Source organism: Tardiphaga alba (genome assembly GCF_018279705.1).
In the GTDB taxonomy this organism is placed as follows: Bacteria; Pseudomonadota; Alphaproteobacteria; order Rhizobiales; family Xanthobacteraceae; genus Tardiphaga; species Tardiphaga alba.
Map to the genome: position 1 here is coordinate 4,160,767 of NZ_CP036498.1, position 19,731 is coordinate 4,180,497.

General features: G+C 62.4%; 21 protein-coding genes. 4 read left to right on the plus strand and 17 right to left on the minus strand.

All coding sequences use genetic code 11. From position 1 onward, the window contains the following. Nucleotides 1-8: 8 nt before the first annotated feature. The gene (locus RPMA_RS19965; RefSeq protein ID WP_211909412.1) at nucleotides 9-965 is read left to right on the plus strand and encodes an NAD(P)-dependent oxidoreductase; all 957 of its coding nucleotides are present in this window, start codon (nucleotides 9-11) and stop codon (nucleotides 963-965) included. 14 nt (nucleotides 966-979) lie between these two features. Here RPMA_RS19965 and RPMA_RS19970 read toward each other — a convergent pair whose 3' ends face one another. Continuing rightward, nucleotides 980-1,153: a hypothetical protein gene (locus RPMA_RS19970; protein WP_211909413.1), complete on the minus strand. Its 174-nt coding sequence runs from the start codon at nucleotides 1,151-1,153 to the stop codon at nucleotides 980-982. Nucleotides 1,154-1,457: 304 nt separating this feature from the next. Beyond that, nucleotides 1,458-3,677: a phosphoribosylformylglycinamidine synthase subunit PurL gene (gene purL / locus RPMA_RS19975; RefSeq protein ID WP_211909414.1), complete on the minus strand. Its 2,220-nt coding sequence runs from the start codon at nucleotides 3,675-3,677 to the stop codon at nucleotides 1,458-1,460. A 230-nt stretch (nucleotides 3,678-3,907) separates the two neighbouring features. On the opposite strand from purL, the gene RPMA_RS19980 reads away from it, so the two are divergent. After that, nucleotides 3,908-4,393, plus strand: a complete 486-nt coding sequence (locus RPMA_RS19980) for a PaaI family thioesterase (protein ID WP_211909415.1) — start codon at nucleotides 3,908-3,910, stop codon at nucleotides 4,391-4,393. Nucleotides 4,394-4,489: 96 nt separating this feature from the next. Here the strand turns inward: RPMA_RS19980 and RPMA_RS19985 are convergent, their stop codons facing one another. Next, the gene (locus RPMA_RS19985; protein ID WP_211909416.1) at nucleotides 4,490-5,359 is read right to left on the minus strand and encodes an aldo/keto reductase family oxidoreductase; all 870 of its coding nucleotides are present in this window, start codon (nucleotides 5,357-5,359) and stop codon (nucleotides 4,490-4,492) included. A 94-nt stretch (nucleotides 5,360-5,453) separates the two neighbouring features. Here RPMA_RS19985 and RPMA_RS19990 point away from each other — a divergent pair, with 94 nt between their 5' ends. Then, on the plus strand, nucleotides 5,454-6,356 hold the full coding sequence (locus tag RPMA_RS19990; protein WP_211909417.1) for a LysR family transcriptional regulator: 903 nt from the start codon (nucleotides 5,454-5,456) through the stop codon (nucleotides 6,354-6,356). A 9-nt stretch (nucleotides 6,357-6,365) separates the two neighbouring features. Here RPMA_RS19990 and RPMA_RS19995 read toward each other — a convergent pair whose 3' ends face one another. Continuing rightward, nucleotides 6,366-7,346, minus strand: a complete 981-nt coding sequence (locus RPMA_RS19995; protein ID WP_211909418.1) for a quinone oxidoreductase family protein — start codon at nucleotides 7,344-7,346, stop codon at nucleotides 6,366-6,368. A gap of 75 nt (nucleotides 7,347-7,421) precedes the next feature. Here RPMA_RS19995 and RPMA_RS20000 point away from each other — a divergent pair, with 75 nt between their 5' ends. Then, entirely contained in the window at nucleotides 7,422-7,754 is a 333-nt protein-coding gene (locus RPMA_RS20000) for an ArsR/SmtB family transcription factor (protein ID WP_211909419.1), read from the plus strand. A 40-nt stretch (nucleotides 7,755-7,794) separates the two neighbouring features. On the opposite strand, the gene RPMA_RS20005 is transcribed toward RPMA_RS20000, so the two are convergent. From RPMA_RS20005 to purS, 13 genes are all read right to left on the minus strand, one after another. Continuing rightward, nucleotides 7,795-8,589, minus strand: a complete 795-nt coding sequence (locus RPMA_RS20005; protein WP_211909420.1) for a type 1 glutamine amidotransferase domain-containing protein — start codon at nucleotides 8,587-8,589, stop codon at nucleotides 7,795-7,797. Between the two features lie 213 nt (nucleotides 8,590-8,802). Further along, complete coding sequence (locus RPMA_RS20010) at nucleotides 8,803-10,323, minus strand: cryptochrome/photolyase family protein (RefSeq protein ID WP_211909421.1); 1,521 nt, start codon at nucleotides 10,321-10,323, stop codon at nucleotides 8,803-8,805. After that, nucleotides 10,320-10,505, minus strand: a complete 186-nt coding sequence (locus RPMA_RS20015) for a DUF2256 domain-containing protein (RefSeq protein ID WP_211909422.1) — start codon at nucleotides 10,503-10,505, stop codon at nucleotides 10,320-10,322. The genes RPMA_RS20010 and RPMA_RS20015 overlap by 4 nt, the downstream gene beginning before the upstream one ends. A gap of 153 nt (nucleotides 10,506-10,658) precedes the next feature. Next, entirely contained in the window at nucleotides 10,659-11,453 is a 795-nt protein-coding gene (locus tag RPMA_RS20020) for a class II aldolase/adducin family protein (RefSeq protein ID WP_211909423.1), read from the minus strand. Between the two features lie 27 nt (nucleotides 11,454-11,480). After that, nucleotides 11,481-12,455, minus strand: coding sequence for a Bug family tripartite tricarboxylate transporter substrate binding protein (locus tag RPMA_RS20025; RefSeq protein ID WP_211909424.1), 975 nt, complete (start codon nucleotides 12,453-12,455; stop codon nucleotides 11,481-11,483). 178 nt (nucleotides 12,456-12,633) lie between these two features. Then, nucleotides 12,634-14,103 carry an amidase gene (locus RPMA_RS20030; RefSeq protein ID WP_211909425.1) on the minus strand — a complete coding sequence of 490 codons (1,470 nt, stop codon included), beginning with the start codon at nucleotides 14,101-14,103 and terminating at the stop codon, nucleotides 12,634-12,636. A gap of 200 nt (nucleotides 14,104-14,303) precedes the next feature. Next, nucleotides 14,304-15,584 carry a L,D-transpeptidase family protein gene (locus RPMA_RS20035; protein WP_211909426.1) on the minus strand — a complete coding sequence of 427 codons (1,281 nt, stop codon included), beginning with the start codon at nucleotides 15,582-15,584 and terminating at the stop codon, nucleotides 14,304-14,306. 126 nt (nucleotides 15,585-15,710) lie between these two features. Beyond that, nucleotides 15,711-17,255, minus strand: coding sequence for a L,D-transpeptidase (locus RPMA_RS20040; protein WP_211909427.1), 1,545 nt, complete (start codon nucleotides 17,253-17,255; stop codon nucleotides 15,711-15,713). Nucleotides 17,256-17,451: 196 nt separating this feature from the next. Continuing rightward, nucleotides 17,452-18,189 (minus strand): tetratricopeptide repeat protein, encoded by a 738-nt coding sequence (locus RPMA_RS20045; protein WP_211909428.1) that lies wholly within the window; start codon nucleotides 18,187-18,189, stop codon nucleotides 17,452-17,454. A gap of 113 nt (nucleotides 18,190-18,302) precedes the next feature. Then, nucleotides 18,303-19,004, minus strand: a complete 702-nt coding sequence (gene purQ / locus RPMA_RS20050; protein ID WP_211909429.1) for a phosphoribosylformylglycinamidine synthase subunit PurQ — start codon at nucleotides 19,002-19,004, stop codon at nucleotides 18,303-18,305. Continuing rightward, entirely contained in the window at nucleotides 19,001-19,195 is a 195-nt protein-coding gene (locus tag RPMA_RS20055) for a hypothetical protein (protein ID WP_211909430.1), read from the minus strand. Before RPMA_RS20055 ends, purQ begins: the two co-directional genes overlap by 4 nt. 8 nt (nucleotides 19,196-19,203) lie before the next feature. Continuing rightward, nucleotides 19,204-19,443: a hypothetical protein gene (locus tag RPMA_RS20060; RefSeq protein WP_211909431.1), complete on the minus strand. Its 240-nt coding sequence runs from the start codon at nucleotides 19,441-19,443 to the stop codon at nucleotides 19,204-19,206. Between the two features lie 36 nt (nucleotides 19,444-19,479). Continuing rightward, nucleotides 19,480-19,725, minus strand: coding sequence for a phosphoribosylformylglycinamidine synthase subunit PurS (purS, locus tag RPMA_RS20065; RefSeq protein WP_211909432.1), 246 nt, complete (start codon nucleotides 19,723-19,725; stop codon nucleotides 19,480-19,482). Nucleotides 19,726-19,731: the final 6 nt, after the last annotated feature.

Sequence of the window (19,731 nt, forward strand, 5' to 3'; positions counted from 1 at the left end):
AGACCAGCATGCGCGTGCGCAACGGCGACAAGATCAATCTGCTTTTCAACGTCACGCCGGACGTGCTCGAGGAATATCGCGATTCCATTCTCGACGCTTTGAAGCGCCGAAGCATCGACGCACATGCCGGCCTGCTCGGCGACATCGCGCCGGAGAACGTGGACTATATCATCCACGCCACCGGCGGCCCGATCACCGACTTCGCCCCCTTCACCAATACGCGCGCCGTGCTGAGCCTGTGGGCCGGCGTGGAGAAGATCGTCGGCAACACCACGCTGACGCAGCCGCTCTGCCGCATGGTCGATGATGGCTTGCGGCAAGGCATGGTCGAATGGGTCGTCGGCCACGTGCTGCGCGCCCATCTTGGCATGGACCGCTATGTCTGCGAGAAGCCACACGCATGGGAACAGCATGTGCCACCACTCGCCACTGATCGCGCAGTGACGGTGCTGGGCCTCGGCGAATTGGGCGCGGCGGCAGCGACGGCACTGGCGCAGCTCGGCTTCCGCGTCACCGGCTGGAGCCGCAGCCCGCGCGAAGTCACGGGCGTTCGTTGCCTCGCCGGCGCGGACAACCTGCCGCAGGCATTGGCCTCGGCGGAGATCCTCGTCGGCCTGCTGCCGCAGACGCCGGAAACGATCGATCTCCTCAATGCCGAACGGCTGGCGCTGCTGCCGAAGGGCAGCATCATCGTCAATGCCGGCCGCGGCACGCTGATCGTCGATGGCGCGCTGATCGCTGCGCTTGACAGCGGACAGGTGGCACACGCCACGCTGGACGTGTTCCGTACCGAGCCGGTGCCGTCAGATCATCCGTTCTGGTCGCATCCGGGCGTGACGATCTCGCCGCATATCGCAGCAGCAACACGGGCTTCGACGGCGGCGGAGAAGATCGCGGAGAATGTGATGCGCGCAGAGAGCGGGCAGCCGCTGCTGCATGTGGTAGATCGGACGTTGAGCTATTGAGACGATGGCGACATCTACTCCGCCGCCGACGCCATCCGCGCCGCGTCGTCCTTGCCGGACGACAGCTTGGACCTACGCTCGGCTTCGGCTGCCTTGTTATCGAAATGGGTGACAACGAAGGCCGTCACGATGACGACCAATCCACCCATGATTGGGGCCAGAATCCCGAGAATTTCGATCTGTGTCATTCTTCGAGTCCTTCGAGCATATGCCGGCCGGCCAAGTGTAGGCATATCGAAATAGCGAACGCGCAAAGCACAGTGCTCCAAACAGCCAAACTGCTTGGCGACGTTCCGACACCTACAATGCCAGCAACGATTGGCGCAAAGAAACCTACAGTCAAAACACCGGTCGCTGCGCCATTGCACCAAGCCGCGGTCAACTTGCGTCGCTCGTTGCGCCGTATCGCTTCAATGCTCACTTTAGCATGCTCCCGCCAAAAGGTCAGCGGGAACAATCTAAACCTGAAGGTGTAAAAACACCAGTAGCGGCCTACGCGACCTTGCCGCTCATATAGTTCGGCAACCAGCTTTCATGCGCATGCACGAGCGCCTTGATGTCCACCGCTTTCTCACCGTTGACAGCGACCGCGTGGCCGCCGGTGACGCCGATCTGCACGCAGGGCACGCCGACATTCTTCAGCTTCGACAGCACTGTCAGCAGATCATTCTCCGCCACCGTCACGATGTAACGCGCCTGATCCTCGCCGAACCAGAAGGCATGCGGCACGATCGATGACGGCGCCGCATCCAGCTTGGCGCCGATACCCGAGGCCATCGCCATTTCGGCAATCGCAACGAGCAAACCACCATCGGCAATGTCATGCACCGCAGTGGCGGTGCCCGCATGGATCATGCCGCGGACCACATCGCCATTGCGGCGCTCGGTGGCGAGATCGACCGGCGGCGGAGCGCCTTCTTCCTTGCCACAGACATCGCGCAGATAGACGGATTGACCGAGCCAGCCTTCGGTGGCGCCGATCAGCAGGATCGCTTCGCCCTCTTTCTTGAAGGCCAGCGTCGCCGACTTGGTGAAATCGTCGAGCACGCCAACGCCGCCGATCGACGGGGTCGGCAGGATGCCGCGGCCATTGGTTTCGTTGTAGAGCGAGACATTGCCCGACACGATCGGGAAGTCGAGCGCGATACAGGCTTCGCCGATGCCCTTTAGGCAGCCGACCAGCTGGCCCATGATCTCGGGCCGCTCGGGATTGCCGAAGTTGAGATTGTCGGTCACCGCCAGCGGCTTGCCGCCCACCGCAGTAATGTTGCGCCAGGCTTCGGCCACGGCCTGCTTGCCGCCTTCCACCGGATCGGCCTCGCAATAGCGCGGCGTCACGTCCACCGACATCGCGATGCCCTTCGGGCCATCCTCGATGCGCACCACGCCGGCATCGCCGCCCGGGCGCTGCACGGTGTTGCCGCCGATCACGTGATCATACTGCTCCCACACCCAGCGCTTCGAGCACAGATCCGGCGAGCCGATCAGCTTGACGAGCGCATCGACCAGCGACACCGGCGCCTTGACGTCGCGCGCCGCGATCACCGGCAGCTTCGGCGACGGCACATGCGGACGATTATAGAGCGGCGCTTCGTCGCCGAGCTCCTTGATCGGCAGGTCGGCCATGGTCTTGCCGCCATGCTTTACGACGAAACGCAGGGTCGGTGTGGTGTGGCCGACAATGGCGAAGTCGAGGCCCCACTTCTTGAAGATATCCTCGGCCTGCTTTTCCTTTTCGGGCTTCAGCACCATGAGCATGCGCTCCTGGCTTTCCGAGAGCATCATCTCATAGGCCGTCATGCCCTCTTCGCGCGTCGGCACCGCATCGAGATTGAGTTCGACACCGAGATCGCCCTTGGCGCCCATTTCAACGGCCGAACATGTGAGACCCGCGGCGCCCATATCCTGGATCGCGATCACGCAATCGGCGGCCATGATTTCGAGGCAGGCTTCCAGCAGCAGCTTTTCGGCGAAGGGATCACCGACCTGCACGGTCGGGCGCTTCTCTTCCGAGGCATCATCGAATTCAGCCGAAGCCATCGACGCGCCATGGATGCCGTCGCGGCCGGTCTTGGAGCCGAGATAGACGATCGGCATGTTCACGCCGGAAGCTGCGGCAAGGAAGATCTTGTCCGCATCGGCCAGGCCGACAGCCATCGCATTGACGAGGTTGTTGCCGTCATAGCGGGTGTGGAAACGCGTCTGGCCGCCGACGGTTGGCACGCCAAACGAATTGCCGTAGCCGCCGATACCGGCGACGACGCCCGACACGAGATGGCGGGTCTTCGGATGTTCCGGGGCGCCGAACGAGATGGCGTTCAGGCAGGCGATCGGCCGGGCGCCCATGGTAAAGACGTCGCGCAAAATACCGCCGACACCCGTGGTCGCGCCCTGATAGGGCTCGATATAGCTCGGATGGTTGTGGCTCTCCATCTTGAACACGATGGCCTGATTGTCACCGATATCGATGACACCCGCGTTTTCGCCAGGCCCCTGCAGCACCCATGGCGCCTTGGTCGGCAGGCCCTTCAGATGGATGCGCGAGGACTTGTACGAGCAGTGCTCGTTCCACATGGCCGAGAAGATGCCGAGTTCGGTGAAGCTCGGCTCGCGCCCGATCAGCTTCAGGATGCGCTCATACTCGTCGGGCTTGAGGCCGTGGGAGGCGACGAGTTCGGGAGTGATCGCTGGCTCGTTCTTGGGCTCGGTCATGGGATCCAGTCGTCGAATGTTTGGCTCTGGGAAGGGCCCTTCATAGAAAGATCGGAGCAGCCGGAAAAGGCCCTTTTCAGGCCCGTTCCCCGCATGTCCCAAGCTTTGCCCGAAAAGTCCCGCCGGGGCCGAAAATCGGCCCGCATGGTGCCCTGCGCGGAGGCCGGATTGCGCCCGCCGGACGGATCGGATTTAACACTTTTCGCCGACAATCCAAGGAGTTCCGCGCCGTGAATGTGCCTGCAGACGCCGTCATCCCGTTCAGTTCCGACGTCTATACCGAAACCGAGGGGGAATTTGCGGGCTGGAGCACCTGGAAGCGCGATTCCTTCGAATCGCTGTCCGGCCCGTTCTGGCACAAGGTCGAGGCCGACGGCCGCATCCGCTGCGCCTTCCGGGTGGAGCCGCGGCATCTTAACGGCATGAAGAACGTCCATGGCGGCTGCTTCATGACCTTTGCCGACTACTGCCTGTTCGCCCTCGCCTCGCGCGAACTGGCCGGCCCCGGCATTACCGTCTCCTTCGCCTGCGAATTTCTCGATGCCGGCCGCGTCGGCGACCTCATCGAATGCGATGGCGAAATGACCCGCATCGGCGGCTCGCTCATCTTTTTGCGCGGCGTGCTGCATACGGATGGGAGAAAACTGTTCAGCTTCTCCGGCACCATCAAGCGCGTGAAGAAGCGGGCGAAGCCGGCGGCGATCGCAGCGGAGTAACGTTGTGGCCCGGATGGAGCGAAGCGCAATCCGGGACAACAGAGTTCATTGAAACGCCGGTCCCTGGATTGCGCTACGCTCCATCCGGGCTACGAATTAGCGACTGGCGACGCCATCCAGTTTGCGAACAACATCGTCGCTCAACACCAGATCTGCCGCTGCCACATTCTCTGTCAGATGCGCCACCGACGACGTGCCGGGGATCAGCAGAATGTTTGGCGATCTGCGCAGCAGCCACGCAAGCGCCACCTGCATAGGTGTCGCATTCAGGCTTGCTGCGACATCCGACAGGACCGACGACTGCAGCGGATTGAAGCCGCCGAGCGGGAAAAACGGCACATAGGCGATGCCGTCGCGTGCAAGATCATCGATGAACGCATCATCGGCGCGATGTGCAAGATTATAGGCGTTCTGCACACAGACGATCTCGCAGATCTTGCGTCCATCCGCGACCTGCTTCGGCGTCACATTGCTCAATCCGATATGGCGGATCAGCCCCTTGCGCTGCAGTTCGGCGAGGGTCGTCACCTGCGCTTCAAGCGAGCCTTCCGCGGGACCGTGCACATCGAGCATGCTGCGCAGATTGACGACATCGAGCACATCAAGACCGAGATTGCGGAGATTGTCATGCACCGCCTGCGTCAGCTCCGCAGGCGACGTTGCCGGAAGCCACGAGCCGTCCTCGCCGCGGCGGGCGCTCACCTTGGTCACGATGGTGAGATCCTTCGCATAGGGATGCAGCGCCTCGCGGATGATCTGGTTGGTGACATGCGGGCCATAGAAATCGCTGGTGTCGATATGATCGACGCCCTGCGCCACAGCTTCGCGCAGCACTTTCACCGCCGCTTCGCGATCCCTGGGCGGCCCGAACACGCCGGGCCCTGCAAGCTGCATGGCGCCATAGCCGAGACGATGCACCGTGCGGGTGCCAAGCTTGAATGTGCCGGATGTCTGAACGCTGGTCATGGTCGATCTCCTTCTCCGTGAGCCCCGGAGATAACCCCTGCCCTTCCGTACGAAAATACAGACAATCTGCACAGGCCGTGCGATAATCCAAACAATGAAGGCCGATCTGTCTGATCTGAACGCATTCGTGGCCGTCGCGCGTGCTGGTGGTTTTCGCGATGGTGCCCGTATGAGCGGCGCCAGCGCATCGGCGCTGAGCGAGGCGGTGCGCCGGCTGGAAACACAGCTGGGCCTGCGCCTGCTCAATCGCACCACCCGCAGCATCGCGCTGACGGAAGCCGGTCGGCGTCTGCTGGATCGTCTCACACCTGCGCTCAGCGAAGTCGATGCCGCCATCAGCGACGCCCGCGAGTTGCGCGATCGCCCTGCCGGCACGCTCAAGCTCAATGTGCCGGTCAGCGCCACGCGCCTTGTGCTGCCCGCGATCATTCCGGCCTTTCTCGCCGCCTATCCCGACATCCATCTCGACATCACGGTCGACGAGAGTTTTGTCGATATCCTTGCTGCCGGCTGCGATGCCGGCATTCGCTACGGTGAGCGGCTCGAGAAAGACATGATCGCCGTACCCATCGGCCCGCGTCGCCAGCGCTTCGCGCTCGGCGCGTCGCCGGCCTATCTCGATGAACGCGGCAGGCCGGAGCACCCACGCGATCTGCTCACGCATCGCTGCCTGCAGGGCCGCTTTCCAAGCGGCACCCGCATGCAATGGGAATTCGAGCGCGGCCATGAGGTCGTGAAGGTCGATGTGACGGGGCCGCTGACCGTGGAAATCGGCGGCGCCAGCGACCTCATCGTCGATGTCGCCGTCGCAGGCGTCGGCATCGTGCCGCTCTTCGAAGACTGGCTACGCCCGCATTTCAACAGCGGCGCGCTGGAGCCGGTGCTGGAGCCCTGGTGGCAGAGCTTTGAAGGACCGTTTCTCTATTTCGCCGGGCGGCGGCTCGTGCCGGGGCCATTGCGGGCATTTGTCGATTTCGTCAAAGCGCATCGCCCCTGACGCTGGGCATCAAGGCACGATGAGAATCGCGCCTTCAGCAACGCGCTGCTCCGCTGCGAGATGAGCATCGACGATATAGTTGAGCGCGAAACGCTGGCCGATATCGACTTTCACATGTCCACGACCGATCGCATCGAACAGATCGGCCGCATTGGCCTTGAACGTCGCCGGGTCTGCATTGTGCGGAAATACGGAGGGGCGCGTGAAGAACAGACAGCCCTTCTTGTTGAGCAGTTCGGGATCGATGGCAGGCGCCTTGCCCGAGGCTGCGCCATAGCTCACCACAAGTCCGAATGGCGCCGCGCAATCCAGCGACTGGATCAACGTATCCTTGCCAACCGCGTCGTAAACGACGCGCGCCTTACGGCCATTCGTGGCCTTCAAAAAGGCCGCGGGCCATTCCGGGTCTTTCAGGTCGATCACCTCGGCACAGCCTGCTGCAAGCGCAGCGGCACGCTTGTGCGGTGAGCCGGTCGTTCCGATCACCGTGGCTCCCAAGGCCGTGGCCCAGCGCGTGAGAATCTGGCCGACGCCGCCGGCGGCCGAATGCACGAGCAGGAGATCCCCGGGCTGAACCGCATGGGTCTTGCGCAGCAGATATTGCGCGGTCATTCCCTTGAAAAGCAACGTCGCCGCCGCCTCGTCACTGACGTCATCAGGCAGCTTGACGAGACGTTCCGCCGGCACATTGCGGCGATCCGCATAGGCGCCGACGCCGGCATTCATATAGGCGACGCGATCGCCCATGCTGATATCCGCGACGCCCTCACCGATGGCTTCGACCACACCCGCAGCCTCAAAGCCGAGCCCGGTTGGCAGCGGCAGCGGATAGATGCCTGAGCGCTGATAGATATCGATGAAGTTGAAGCCGATGGCCGTCTGCCGGAGTTGCACTTCGCCGGCCGCCGGCGGCGACAATGCCTCTTCGACGAGCTCGAGAACAGAAGCTGGGCCGAAAGCCCGGATGACGGCAGCGCGGCGAGTGCTCATTGAATTATGCTCCAAAGGCGGGATAGTTCTGTAGACCGCCGCAAGGTACGACACAAGCCATACCTAAGGATTTACATGCCGGACGAGCTGCCCCATCCAACGCCGGAGCAAATGGACATCGGCAGCATTTTCGCTGCCCTTGCCGATCCCATTCGCCGCCGCGTGGTGCTGGCGCTGGCGGCCAGGCCCAACGAGATCCGCGACTGCAGCTCATTCGATCTGCCTGTCACCAAGGCCACCCGGACGCATCACTTCCGCGTGCTGCGGGAATCCGGACTGCTGCGACAGGTCGATCTCGGCAACAGCCGCACCAACCAGTTGCGCATCAAGGAACTCGAAAAGCGCTTTCCCGGCCTGATCACGCTCATCCTAGCCGAAGCCGGCAAGATTGATGGCAAGAAGGGCTGACCCTTGAAGAATGAGACAGCCACGACACAAGCGCCGCTGCTCACGCCGCGATCTTCATGCGCCCCAGTGCCTCGATCAGCTTCTCCGCAATGAGATGATCTGACCGCGGATTCTGGCCGGTGATCAGTTCGCGATCCTCGATCACATTCGGCTCGAAATCCGGGCCGATGATCACCTTGCCGCCGGCGAGTTCGAGCGTGTCGACGACATGGAAATACATGTCGGCATGCAGGATCTGCTCTTCGATCACCTTCTCCTCGCTGTTGGAGAAGATCGTCATCCGATATCCCGCATATTGCCAGCCTTTGGCCGCTTCGGCCGCTTTGGCCGCGTCGCCCTCGACCAGAGCGGCGCGCAATGCGGGCGCCGTCGGCAATGCCGCGATCAGCGCGATCGGGCCATGGCAGAGCAATGCCGTCGGTTTCTGACGCGTATGGTAATGGCGCAGGATTTCGCCCACCTCTGCATTCTGCATCAGATCGACCACCGGCGCTTGCCCGCCCGGCGTGAAGTAGGCCGCGTAGTTGTCCAGCCCCGCATCGATCACCGAACGCAGGCTGCGAACATCGTTCATCGATGGATGATCGGCGAAGAACGCCTCGGCGCGCTGAAAGGCAGCTTCGTCATTCTCGAAATGCGCAGCGGCACGCGAGACCTCGTCGAGCGGCGGCTTGGCGCCGCTTGGCGTCGCGAGCACGATGTCATAGCCGGCATCGACCAGCGCCATCGCCGGCACCACGGTTTCGTTGAGATAGTGGCCGGTGGGGCCGAAGCCGCCATGTACTTCGATCTGGGTGGAATTGGAGCAGACGATCAGCACTTTTCCCTTGCTCATCACAACCTCCTTGATGCGTTACGCGAACGCGATGAACCTCACGATGGAAATTCAACTCAGGCGATGTCAGGCAATTGGTCGGCTAAAGGCGCTTCATCTCCGCTTGCGGGGGACACGGCAAACGCGTCGTGGAATTCGGAGACGGGGTCGAGACAACGCAACCTCTGGCGGCAATATACCCGCTACGCGCGCCTGCGTCCAGAACAGCCGACCTCACTCAGTCGCCAGCCCATCCAGAAATGCCTCAGCCTCTGCCGTGATCGCCGCCTTGCGGCCCTCGTCCCATCCCGCCAGCGTGCGATAGGGCATCGCCATGCGCTGGCTGTTGCGGAGTGTCGCTGCGTTGCGGATCAGGAAGGCCCAATAGAGGAAATTGAACGGGCACGCTTTTGGGCCGGATTTGAGTTTCACATCATAGGCGCAGCTGTCGCAGAAATCGGACATCCGATCGATGTAAGCGCCCGATGAAGCGTAGGGCTTCGATGCCAGCAGGCCGCCATCGGCGAATTGCGACATGCCCTGTACGTTCGGCAGTTCGACCCATTCGAATGCATCCGCATAGACGACGAGATACCATTCGGCGATCTCCTTCGGCGCGATGCCGGCGAGCAGCGCGAAATTGCCGGTGACCATCAGCCGCTGGATGTGATGCGAATAGGCGGTTCGCCTGGTCTGCCCGATCGCTTCCGCCATGCAATGCATATCGGTCTCACCAGACCAATAGAGCCATGGCAGCGGCCGCGTGGCGTTCAGCGCATTGGTCTCGGCATAATCCGGCATCTTCAGCCAATAGACGCCGCGGACATATTCGCGCCAGCCGAGGATCTGGCGGATGAAGCCCTCGACTGCATTCAGCGGCGCGCGCCGTTCGATATATTCGCGCTCGGCCGCGATGCAGACCTCGCACGCGGTCAAAAGCCCGGCATTGAGATAGGGCGAGATGACCGCGTGAAACACGAACGGTTCGCCTGACGCCATGGCGTCCTGATACTTGCCGAAATTCGGCAGCGCATGAATCAGAAAATCGTCCAGCGACCGCAGCGCATCCTTCCGCGTAACCGCCCATTCAAAGCCGTCGAGATCGCCGAAATGATCGGCGAAGCGATCCTGCACCAGCGCGATGACGTCCTGCGTGATCCGATCCGGCGCATATCCGAAATGCGGCGGCAACGCCTGTGATTTCGGCAGGCGCTTGCGGTTGTCGTGATCGTAGTTCCATTGCCCGCCTGCGGGCACATCGCCCTCCATCAGCAGGTTCGTCTCGCGGCGCATCTCGCGATAGAAGAACTCCATGCGCAGCACCTTGCGACCTTCGGCCCAGGCCGCGAAGCGCGCCGTCGTTGCGAAGAAGCGCTCGTCCTCGCGGATATCGATGGGGATGCGGAGATCCAGCGCCTTGAAGTCCGCCAACAAGCGCCACTCGCCGGGCGCTGTGACGATCAGTTCAACTGGCCGGTGTCGCGCGACGGCGCGCTGCAACTCACCGGCGATGGAGCCGCTATTGTCGGGATCGTCGAGTCTGATGTAATCGACAGCAATTCCGTCCGCGCGCAGTTCGTCCGCGAAGTGGCGCATTGCCGACAGCACGAAGACGATTTTCTGCTTGTGATGTTTCACATAGGTCGCTTCGCCCACGACCTCCGCCATGACAACGACATCGCCTGCCGCGTAACCACGAAGCGAGGCGACATCACGCGTGAGTTGATCGCCGAGTACGAGGCGCAAGCGTGTCACGAGCGGACACCGCCAGCCAACGCGACCCCGGACGCCTTGCGGCGCAAATCACCCTTGCAGCGATCCGAGCAGGTTTTCACCTGCTCCCAGTCGCGCGCCCATTTTTTGCGCCACGCAAATGGCCGGCCACACGCCGCACAGATCTTTTGCGGCAGATCGGCCTTGCGGCGCATCTTCGACATTGAACCCGACCCGTTTCGTCAATTCCGGAACGGTGATCAATAGCCTCCATCGGCTCAGGTTCCATCATGTTGCGGCGACATATGGAACCGCGGGCGGCCGGCATCCCGTGGATACCGGCCGCACCCAAGAATATCGAACCGGAGCGCGGCGCCTCAGTTCCGATAGGACGGATCGGCCCGGTCCAGCTTGCGCAGCAGCGCCGGCCAGGCGAGCTCGCCGCTGAGGCCGGGGACATTGTCGCGCGGCTTCATGCGGTCATAGGTGTCTTGCAGCACATGCTGCGGCGGGGTCACCAGCTTGGTGTTGCATGACAGCGCCGCGACCTGCACCTCGCAGGCGCGCTCCATGCGAAACAGCACGTTGAAGGCCGACGCAATCGTCTTGCCGACCACGAGCAAGCCGTGATTGCGCAGCACCATCGCCTCGTGATCGCCGAGATGGGCGATCAGCCTTTCGCGCTCTTCGGGATTGTCGGCGATCCCCTCGAAATCATGATAGGCGACGTGAAGGAAGCGCATGCAGGTCTGCGCCACCGGCAGCAGGCCGCATTCCATCGCCGACACCGCCATGCCCGCCACCGTATGGGTATGCGCGACGCAATCGACATCGTGACGCGCCATATGGATCGCGCTGTGAATGACAAAGCCGGCTGCGTTCACGCTGTAGTCGGAGGCATTGAACAGCGTGTTGCCATCAAGGTCGATCTTGACGAGGCTCGACGCATCGATCTCCTCATAAAGCATGCCATAGGGATTGATGAGGAACTGATCCTCGGTCCCCGGCACGCGGCATGAGATATGGTTGGCGATCATCTCGGTCATGCCATACATCGCCGTGAGGCGATAACAGGCGGCAAGATTGACGCGCGATTGCCATTCCTCGGGGCTGACCTGCTCCTGCACGGAGCGGACGACCTTGACGGCGGGTGCACTGACAGCGGCGTTCATGGATGTTCTCCCTTGTGTCGATAGCGGTCAGTCGACCGTGATATTTGCGTCGCGGATCAACTTGCCGAGACGCTCGCTTTCACTCTTCACATGCGTATTCAGTTCGGCAGGCGTCATCGGCCAGGGCTGGTTGCCCATCGGGTCCATCTTCTTGGCGAATTCCGGCGTCTTGATCACCTTGTTGATGGCGGCGCTGAGCTTGTCCACCACCGGCTGCGGCGTGCCTGCCGGCGCGAACACGGCAAACCAGGTGGAGCCGACGATGCTCGGAAAGCCCAGTTCCTTGAAGGTCGGCACGTCGGGCAATTGCGGCAAGCGTTCTTCGGAGAGGACCGCGATGGCTTTGTAGAGGCCGGCATTGTGGTTCGGCACCGTATTGGTCAGCGCCTCCACATTGCTGTCGACCACGCCTGCGAGCAGATCGTTCATGGCCGGCGCGGCGCCGCGGTAATGCACATGCTGCAGCTTTACGCCGAGCCCGCGCGCCACGATCTCACCCATCAGATGCACGGTGCTGCCCGGCCCGTTGGTGGCGTTGTTGACCTTGCTGGGATTGGCCAGCGCATAGGTGCGGAATGCCGCAACATCCTTGGCCGGAAAATCCTTTTTCACATTGAAGGCGAACGGCACCTTCACCACCATGGCGACCGGCGCGAAGTCTTCGAGCTTGTATTTGATCGAGGCGAGCAGATGCGGATTGGTCGTGAATGTCGTCGCGGCCGCAAACAGCAGCGTGTAGCCATCCTTGTCCGCGCCCGCGACATATTGGGCACCGATGGAGGTCGAGGCGCCGCCGCGGTTTTCGATGATGACCTGCTTGCCGAGATCTGCGCTGAGCTGCTCGGTGAGTACGCGCGCGACAATGTCGGTTGTTCCGCCCGGCGGAAACGGCACGACCATCGTGATATTGCGGTCCGGATAGGTCTGCGCCGTCGCAGATAGACTGGAGACGGCCAGGGCCAGCGCAACACCGCCGTCCCGGAGAAACTTGCTTGCGCGCATCGGCGCTCCCTTCCCTGTCACCATCGCGCCATTCGGCGTCGATCTTCGTGACGAGAAGTGTGGCACACCTCATGCGCGCCGCAAAGGCGCAGAGCGAGACAAGATCCCGCTCACATTTTCCGTACGACGATCATTCGCCGTGATGTGGATGCACATCACGGCGCCTCATGCACAACGATTAGTGCGTGACGTGCGTCGCCGGCACCTTGCCGTCATTCCACTTGCCGTCGATGGCGCGCTCGATCTGCGCGGCCAGTTGCAACAGCAGCCCGTCATTGGCCTGGCGCGCCTGCGCCTGGATACCAAGCGGCAGGCCATGGTCCTGCGACGCCAGCGGCAGCGAGATGCCGGGGATGCCGCTGAGATTGGCCAGCGGCGTATAGGCGAAGAACTTCCAGAGATTGGCGAACCAGTCATGCACCGACGGATTGTCGCTCATGGAGAGATATTCCGTGGTGCCGATCTTCGGCGTCGGCTTCGCGGTGATCGGCGTCAGGATGATGTCATATCGCTCGAAGAAATTGCCGAAGGCGCGTGACGTCGTATTGAATACCGCCTGCATCGCTGCACGTTCGGTATAGGACGTGTTCACGCCCTCTTCCCAGATCTTGACATTGATCGGCTCCAGCAGCCCGGGCGTCGGCTTGTCTAGGCCGAGCCGCGCCAGATGGCCCGCGATCACCTGCGCAAAGTTGCTGATATAGCAGGTCGTCTGCGCCGCGAAGGCCGCGCGGAAATCGACCTCGGGCACGGCCCATTCCACATGATGCCCCAGCACCTCGAGCATCTTGCCGACGCGCTCCAGCTCCGCCACGAATTGCGGCGTGGCTTTGTAGTCGCCCCATTCATGCGATAGCGCGATGCGCAGTTTGCCGGGATCGCGCTTGATCAATTCGCTATAGGAATCTGCCGGCGACCAGAACGGCATGAACTCGCCGGGCGCGCCGCCGCGGCAATTGTCCACGAATGCGGCGGTGTCGCGCACCGTGCGCGTGGTGCAGCCCTGGATCGAGACCAGGCCGGAGAGATCCGACAAAGCCGGCGCCAGCGAATAGACACCGCGCGACACTTTCAGACCGATGGTGCCGCAGACGCCGGCCGGAATGCGGATCGAGCCGCCGCCGTCGGTGGCGTGTGCGATCGGCAGCACGCCTGCGCCCACCATCGCCGTCGAACCTGCGGAAGACCCGCAGCTGGAATAATCGACGTTCCACGGATTGCGCGTGACATAGAACTTGTTTTCCGCCGAGCTGCACACGCCGAATTCCGGCGTGGTGCTGCGGCCGATGATATTGAGGCCGGCATTGCGGATCTTGCCGGTCAGGAAGCTGTCCTGCGCGGGGCGGTTGCCCTGCATGATCTGCGAACCGAATTCCTGCAGGCGCCCCTTCAGCGTCGGCCCAAGATCCTTCATCAGATACGGCACGCCGCCGAAGACGCCGTCCGGATTCATGCCGTCCTTGAGCGGATCGGCTACCACGTCGTCGAACACCTCGACAACAGCATCGAGCGCGGGATTGGTTTTGGCGATGCCGGCTGCGGCTTGCGCCGCCAGTTCAGACGGCTTGAGCTCGCCCTTGCGCACGCGCTCGGCCAGCCCGACCGCATCGTGCTTCGCCCATTCGTCCCAGCTCATCGCCAAAGTCATGCCGTGCATCCGTTCAACAAGGTTATTGCTGAACGAAGCGTAGGCCGCCGATGCGGGAACTGTAAACCAGTCGCACGCGAATGCATGGAGCCTATGCGAAGGACCGTAGGGCGGATGAGCCGTAGGCGTAATCCGCCATTCTTCGCCACATGCAATCGGTCGGCGGATGACGCTCCGCTCATCCGCCCTACGTTTCAGCGCTAGCGCGTCACCGGCTCGGGTGACGGCTTCAGGAATGCCTTGATATCCGCCGATGCTTCGGTGAGTTGCGCGTCCTGGTCGTAGATGTCGTTGCGGAATTGCACGATGCCGTCGCGCGCCATCCAGGCGGTGAGATAGACCCACGCCACCGGCACCGACTTCGTCAGCTTCACGTCCTGACGCTGGCTGGTCGCGATCGCCGCATCGATCTGCGGGCGCTCCCAGTTTGGCGTATCCTTCAGCAGCCATGCCGCGAGATCGCGCACATTGTCGACGCGAGCGCAGCCATGGGAGTCAAAGCGATAATCATTCGCGAAAAGATTGCGCTGGTTGGTGTCGTGCATGTAGACCGCATAGGAATTCGGCATGTCGATGCGCACGCGGCCGAGCGCATTCCACTCGCCGGGGTCCTGCCGCACGGTGACATCGGGCACCTTGCTCTCGCTCCAGTCGATACTGGCGGGATCCAGCGCATTGCCGCGGCCATCCAGCACCTGCATATGCATGCGCGCGAGATAGCCGGGATCTTTTCGCATGCGCGCAGTGATCTCGTGCTTGGTGATCGACGACGGCACGGTCCAGGTCGGATTGAGATTGACGTTGTTGATCTGCGACGTGACCGTCGGCGACGGCTTCTCGCTCTTGCCGACGATGACACGATAACGCCGCACGACCTTGTCGCCTTCGATAGCTTCGGCGAAAGCTGCGGGGATATTCACCACTACATAGCGTTCGCCGAATTTGAAGCCGATCGCCTGCATGCGCTGCAATGAGGCTTCCAGCTGCTGGATGCGCTTGTCCACCGGCACATTAAGCGCCGCCAGCGTCCGCGGACCGACCAGACCGGTGGCAAGCAAGCCGTTGCGCAGCTGGTAGCGCTTCACGCCGGCGATCAGCTCGTCATTATAGGGGCCGCTGCTTTCCACCGTGAACAGATCACCGGTGACCACGAGTCGACGCCGCAGCAATTCGACATCCGGCCCTTCCGCGCCGGCCGCATATTTGGCTTCGGCCGGGATCAGCGGCCAACCGCCTTTCGCTGCGATCGCCCGGTAGCGCTTCAGCGCCTCTTCGGTCCGTTGCGCCGACTGCGGATCGAACACCGGCTCGCCATATTGCGCGAGAATGGCTGCCGAGCGTTGCTCCGGCGTCATGCTCTTGGCATCGATGATCGCATTGGCGTTCGGTGCCTTGGCGGGTGCGGCTGCAGGCGCCTGCGCGAAAGCCGTCGATGCACTCGCCGCCGTGGCGACGAGCATGGTGATGAACCGCAATGCCATTGTTCAAATCCGATGTTGTCGGCGCAATAACCCGAGCATGAAACGAAATGTTCACACTTTGATTAAGATCTGAACAAATGCGGTTACCGAGAGGTTAACACCCGCCGGCGTCGATGCGGCCCGGCCCTATTCCCACCAATTGCGCTGATACATCGGGCGTTCGTTCTGGCCGCTGCGACGGCGCATCGCATTGCCCTGCGGGGCACGCTCGCGCGGGAAGAACATGCTGCTGAAACCATCGTCGTAATAGCCATCATCGCTCGCCACATCCATCCGCGGCGTCGGTACGCGGGTGACGAAGCCACCTTGCGGGTGGTTGTTCAGCACGGTGACGAACTCGGTGCGATAATTGGTTTCGGCGCTCAGCGGCTCATCCGAAATCACGATCGAGGAACGCGGCAACGCGGTCGGCCCGATCCGGTCCAGCACCTCCTGCGGAATGGTGATGCGGTCGAGCGCGGACTTGGCGTCGTCGCCATCGTCGATGCTCACCGCGCTCCAGCGCAGGCCTGCGCCGTCACGCGCCATGGCCGTGAACACGTGGGTGCCGATCGGCTTGCCGGGATCGCGGATCGTCACAGGCACCTCGATGCTGAAGTCGTAAACCTCACCGCCGCCATCGGGCGCCGGCTTGTGCGTGTTGCGGCGAACATAGAGTTTCTGCGTTTCACGGCTGATATAGATCGAGACCGGCTCGGCAGCGAGTTTTGCGTCGGTGGCCGCTGTGGCCGTGGCGAGTTTCCTAGCGTCGGCAGCCTTTAGCGCATCCTTGGCCGCAGCGGCAGCATCGAGCTTCGCTGTCGTGTCGGCCTTGGTCGCCTCGAGCTGTGTCGCGAGGTCTGCCGCCTTCGCAGCCGCTTTCTTCTGCGCATCTTCAGCGCGTGCCTTCGCCTGATCGGTCGCGGCTGCGGCCAACGCCTTGTCGGCAGAAGCGAGCTGGGCATCGGCACGGGTCTTGGCGAGTTCCAGCTTGCGCAGCGCAGCCGGCAGCGGCTTCGCCTCGCGCGCCGTCGTCGCGGCCAGTTTCTTCGCCTCGGCTGCAGCAGTGGCAGCCTCAGCCGCCTCGCGCGTCGCCGTCTCGGCACGCGCCGGCACCGCCGCGATGATCTCGGCCTTCGGCACCAGCAGTGCGGGGTGAGCGATATCCATCGGCGCCGTATCGATCGGCGAGACGATCACGCGCATTCCGATGCGCGTCTTGTCGAACATCTTGTCGGCGAAACCATAAGGCATGCGCACGCAGCCATGCGAGGCGGCATAACCGGGCAGCGGGCCGCCATGCAGCGCCACACCGTTCCAGGTGATGCGCTGCATGTTCGGCATATGCGCATCGTCATACATGTTGGAGCGGTGATCCTTGTTTTTCTCCAGGATCGCAAACACGCCGGACGGCGTTTCGCGTCCACCGACGCCGGTGGAGACCGGCGCACGCGCGATCCAGCCTTCGGCGTCGTAGAACGTCACCTGCTGGCTCTTGATCGACACGATCGCCATGATCGGCTCGCCGGCATTGCGCGGCGCCATCGCCTCGACGACCTTGGCCGGTCGCGCCTGCTTGGCGGGGGCAGCAAAGGCCGGCGCCGCAGCCATCGCTGCCAGCGCCATCACGGCGGAGACCGTCCAGCACCGCGTCGCCACGGTGAGATGCGTCGTCGCCAACCGATTTGTCATGCAATGCCCCAGTGAAATGCTGTCGAATGCGAGTTTTGCAAATGTTGATTGCGATTTCATCAATTCGCCGCCGGCGTCCACATCAAACGCAGCCCGGGCCGTATTGTGACCGATGGATCATCATATCGGCCCTGGCCGCGCCGGAAAGATGGCCGACTGCCACACCCCGGTTGTTCCGCAATCCGCCACCGCAACCTCACGCCGCTAGCGACTTCTCGGCGATGGACAGCCATTCGGCCTGCGCCTTGCGGGCGAATTTGGGCGCGCGCTTCATCTGCACCACGAACTCCGCGAACACGACCTTCGCTTCAGAGGTGCGGCCCAGCGCATGCAGCAACTGGCCATAGCGAACATTCGCCTCGGCGCTCGATGCATAACGCAGCAGCGCTTCATATTCGCCGAGCGCCTCGTCGGTTCGCCCCGCCTCCGTTAGCGCCCGGGCATAAAGCAGGTGCGCGTCCGCAGATTCGAAATCCGGCCACTGCGTCTGCAACGCGTCGAGCGTCGCGATCGCATCCAGCGGACGCCTGGCGCCGAACTGCGCCCTGGCCTTGGCGAGCGCGTATTTGGGGTCATGGCCGAGCGGCAGTGTGAGGATATGCGCGTAGTGCTGTACGGCTTCGTCGAACCGGCCGATCTCGAGGCATTCGGCCGCCAGTGCGGCGCGATTGGCGATCGTATCGGCGGAAGCGAGCTGATCGGCCAATCCGCGATAGGTCTTTTCGGGATCGATGCGCTTGGCGACATTGCGGCGCGCCTGCTGCGCGGTACGGCCGCCAAAGATTTCCGGCAGCAGCTCGATCAGTACATAGGCGACCGCGCCGGCCACCGGCACCATCAGGATGATATAGGCCCATGGCTGCATCCGCCCGGTGCGGGCAGCGTGCCAGACAAGCATGATATCGAGCAGAATAATGACCAGAGCCAGCGGCATGAGCGTCCCCTCAGGCAAGCATTGAAACGCACGCACCGGAACCGCCGGTGACGTGTCATCCTATGCCGTGATGGACGCAGCGAAATGACGCTGGGTTCAAACGCGCAGTGCAGCTATGCAGCGCGCGACAGATGGGCGGCGAGGCCGGTGAAGAGACCGCGGCCGTCGGTGTTGCCCATGATGTCTTCGACGTGGTTTTCCGGATGCGGCATCATGCCGAGGACATTGCCGTTCTCGCTGACGATGCCGGCAATCGAAGCAGCGGCGCCGTTGATATTATGCAAGTCGCCGACATCGCCGGTGGGCGAGCAATAGCGATACAGCACGCGGCCATCGCCTTCGAGGCGCTTCAGCGTCTCGGCATCCGCCGTGTAGTTGCCCTCGCCATGGGCGACGGGAACGCGGATCACCTGCCCCGCATTGTAACCGCGGGTGAAAGGCGTATCCGAACGTTCGACGCGCAGATGCACGTCCTGGCAGATAAACTTCAGACGCGCATTGCGCATCAGGATGCCCGGCAGGAGGCCGCTCTCGCACAGGATCTGAAAACCGTTGCAGACGCCAAGCACGAGGCCACCATCCGCCGCAAACTTGCGCACCGCATCCATCACCGGCGAGCGTGCCGCGATGGCGCCACAGCGCAGATAGTCGCCATAGGAGAAGCCGCCGGGAACGACGACCAGATCGGTGCCATCAGGCAGCGTCGTGTCGGTGTGCCAGACCATCTTGGACTCGGTGCCCGACGCCAGCTTGAGCGCCCGCGCCATGTCGCGCTCGCGATTGATTCCGGGGAAGACGAGGACGGCGGATTTCATGGCGAAAGAGCTTCCTTGGATGGTCTGTACGAAGCTCTGGCCGCATCAATGCGTTGCCGCCAAAGCTCTGCTTCGTAATTTATCGTTCGCAGCAAGACGAGATTTTCGTCAAGCTTTGCATCAAGACGATCGAGGTCATCCAAGACTTCGCACAACAGATCGAAAACCTGCTGGTTGGTGACTTCGCTCATGATCGCCGCTAGGCCGAGAGCGTCGGCGCGTCGCTCAATTCGAGACGGCGCTCGATCCGCTCCAGACGAGCGTCGTATCTCGTGAGGATGGAGTAGATGTTGTGAACGTCCTGCTGCATGGAGATCTGATGTCCACGCATTGCATTCGTTGCACCGTTGGCATCGCGCATCTCATGCTTTATCTGCGAAATGTCGTTCTGCACCGCTTTCAAAACTTCGTAGACCAAATCAGCACTGATCTCAGCCATGACACGATCTCCCAAGCCCCTGAGCTGAACCTCGTCTTACCCCTGCACTTCCACCTTGTAATTCTCGATCACGGTATTCGCGAGCAGCTTGTCCGCTGCTGCTTTTAACGCAGCTTCGGCCTTCGCCTGATCGGCGCCGGCGGCGAGTTCGATATCGAATACCTTGCCCTGGCGTACCTGGGCGATGCCATCGATGCCGAGCGACTTCAATGCGCCCTCGATCGCCTTGCCCTGCGGATCGAGGATGCCGTTCTTCAATGTGACTGTGACGCGGGCTTTCACTTTATA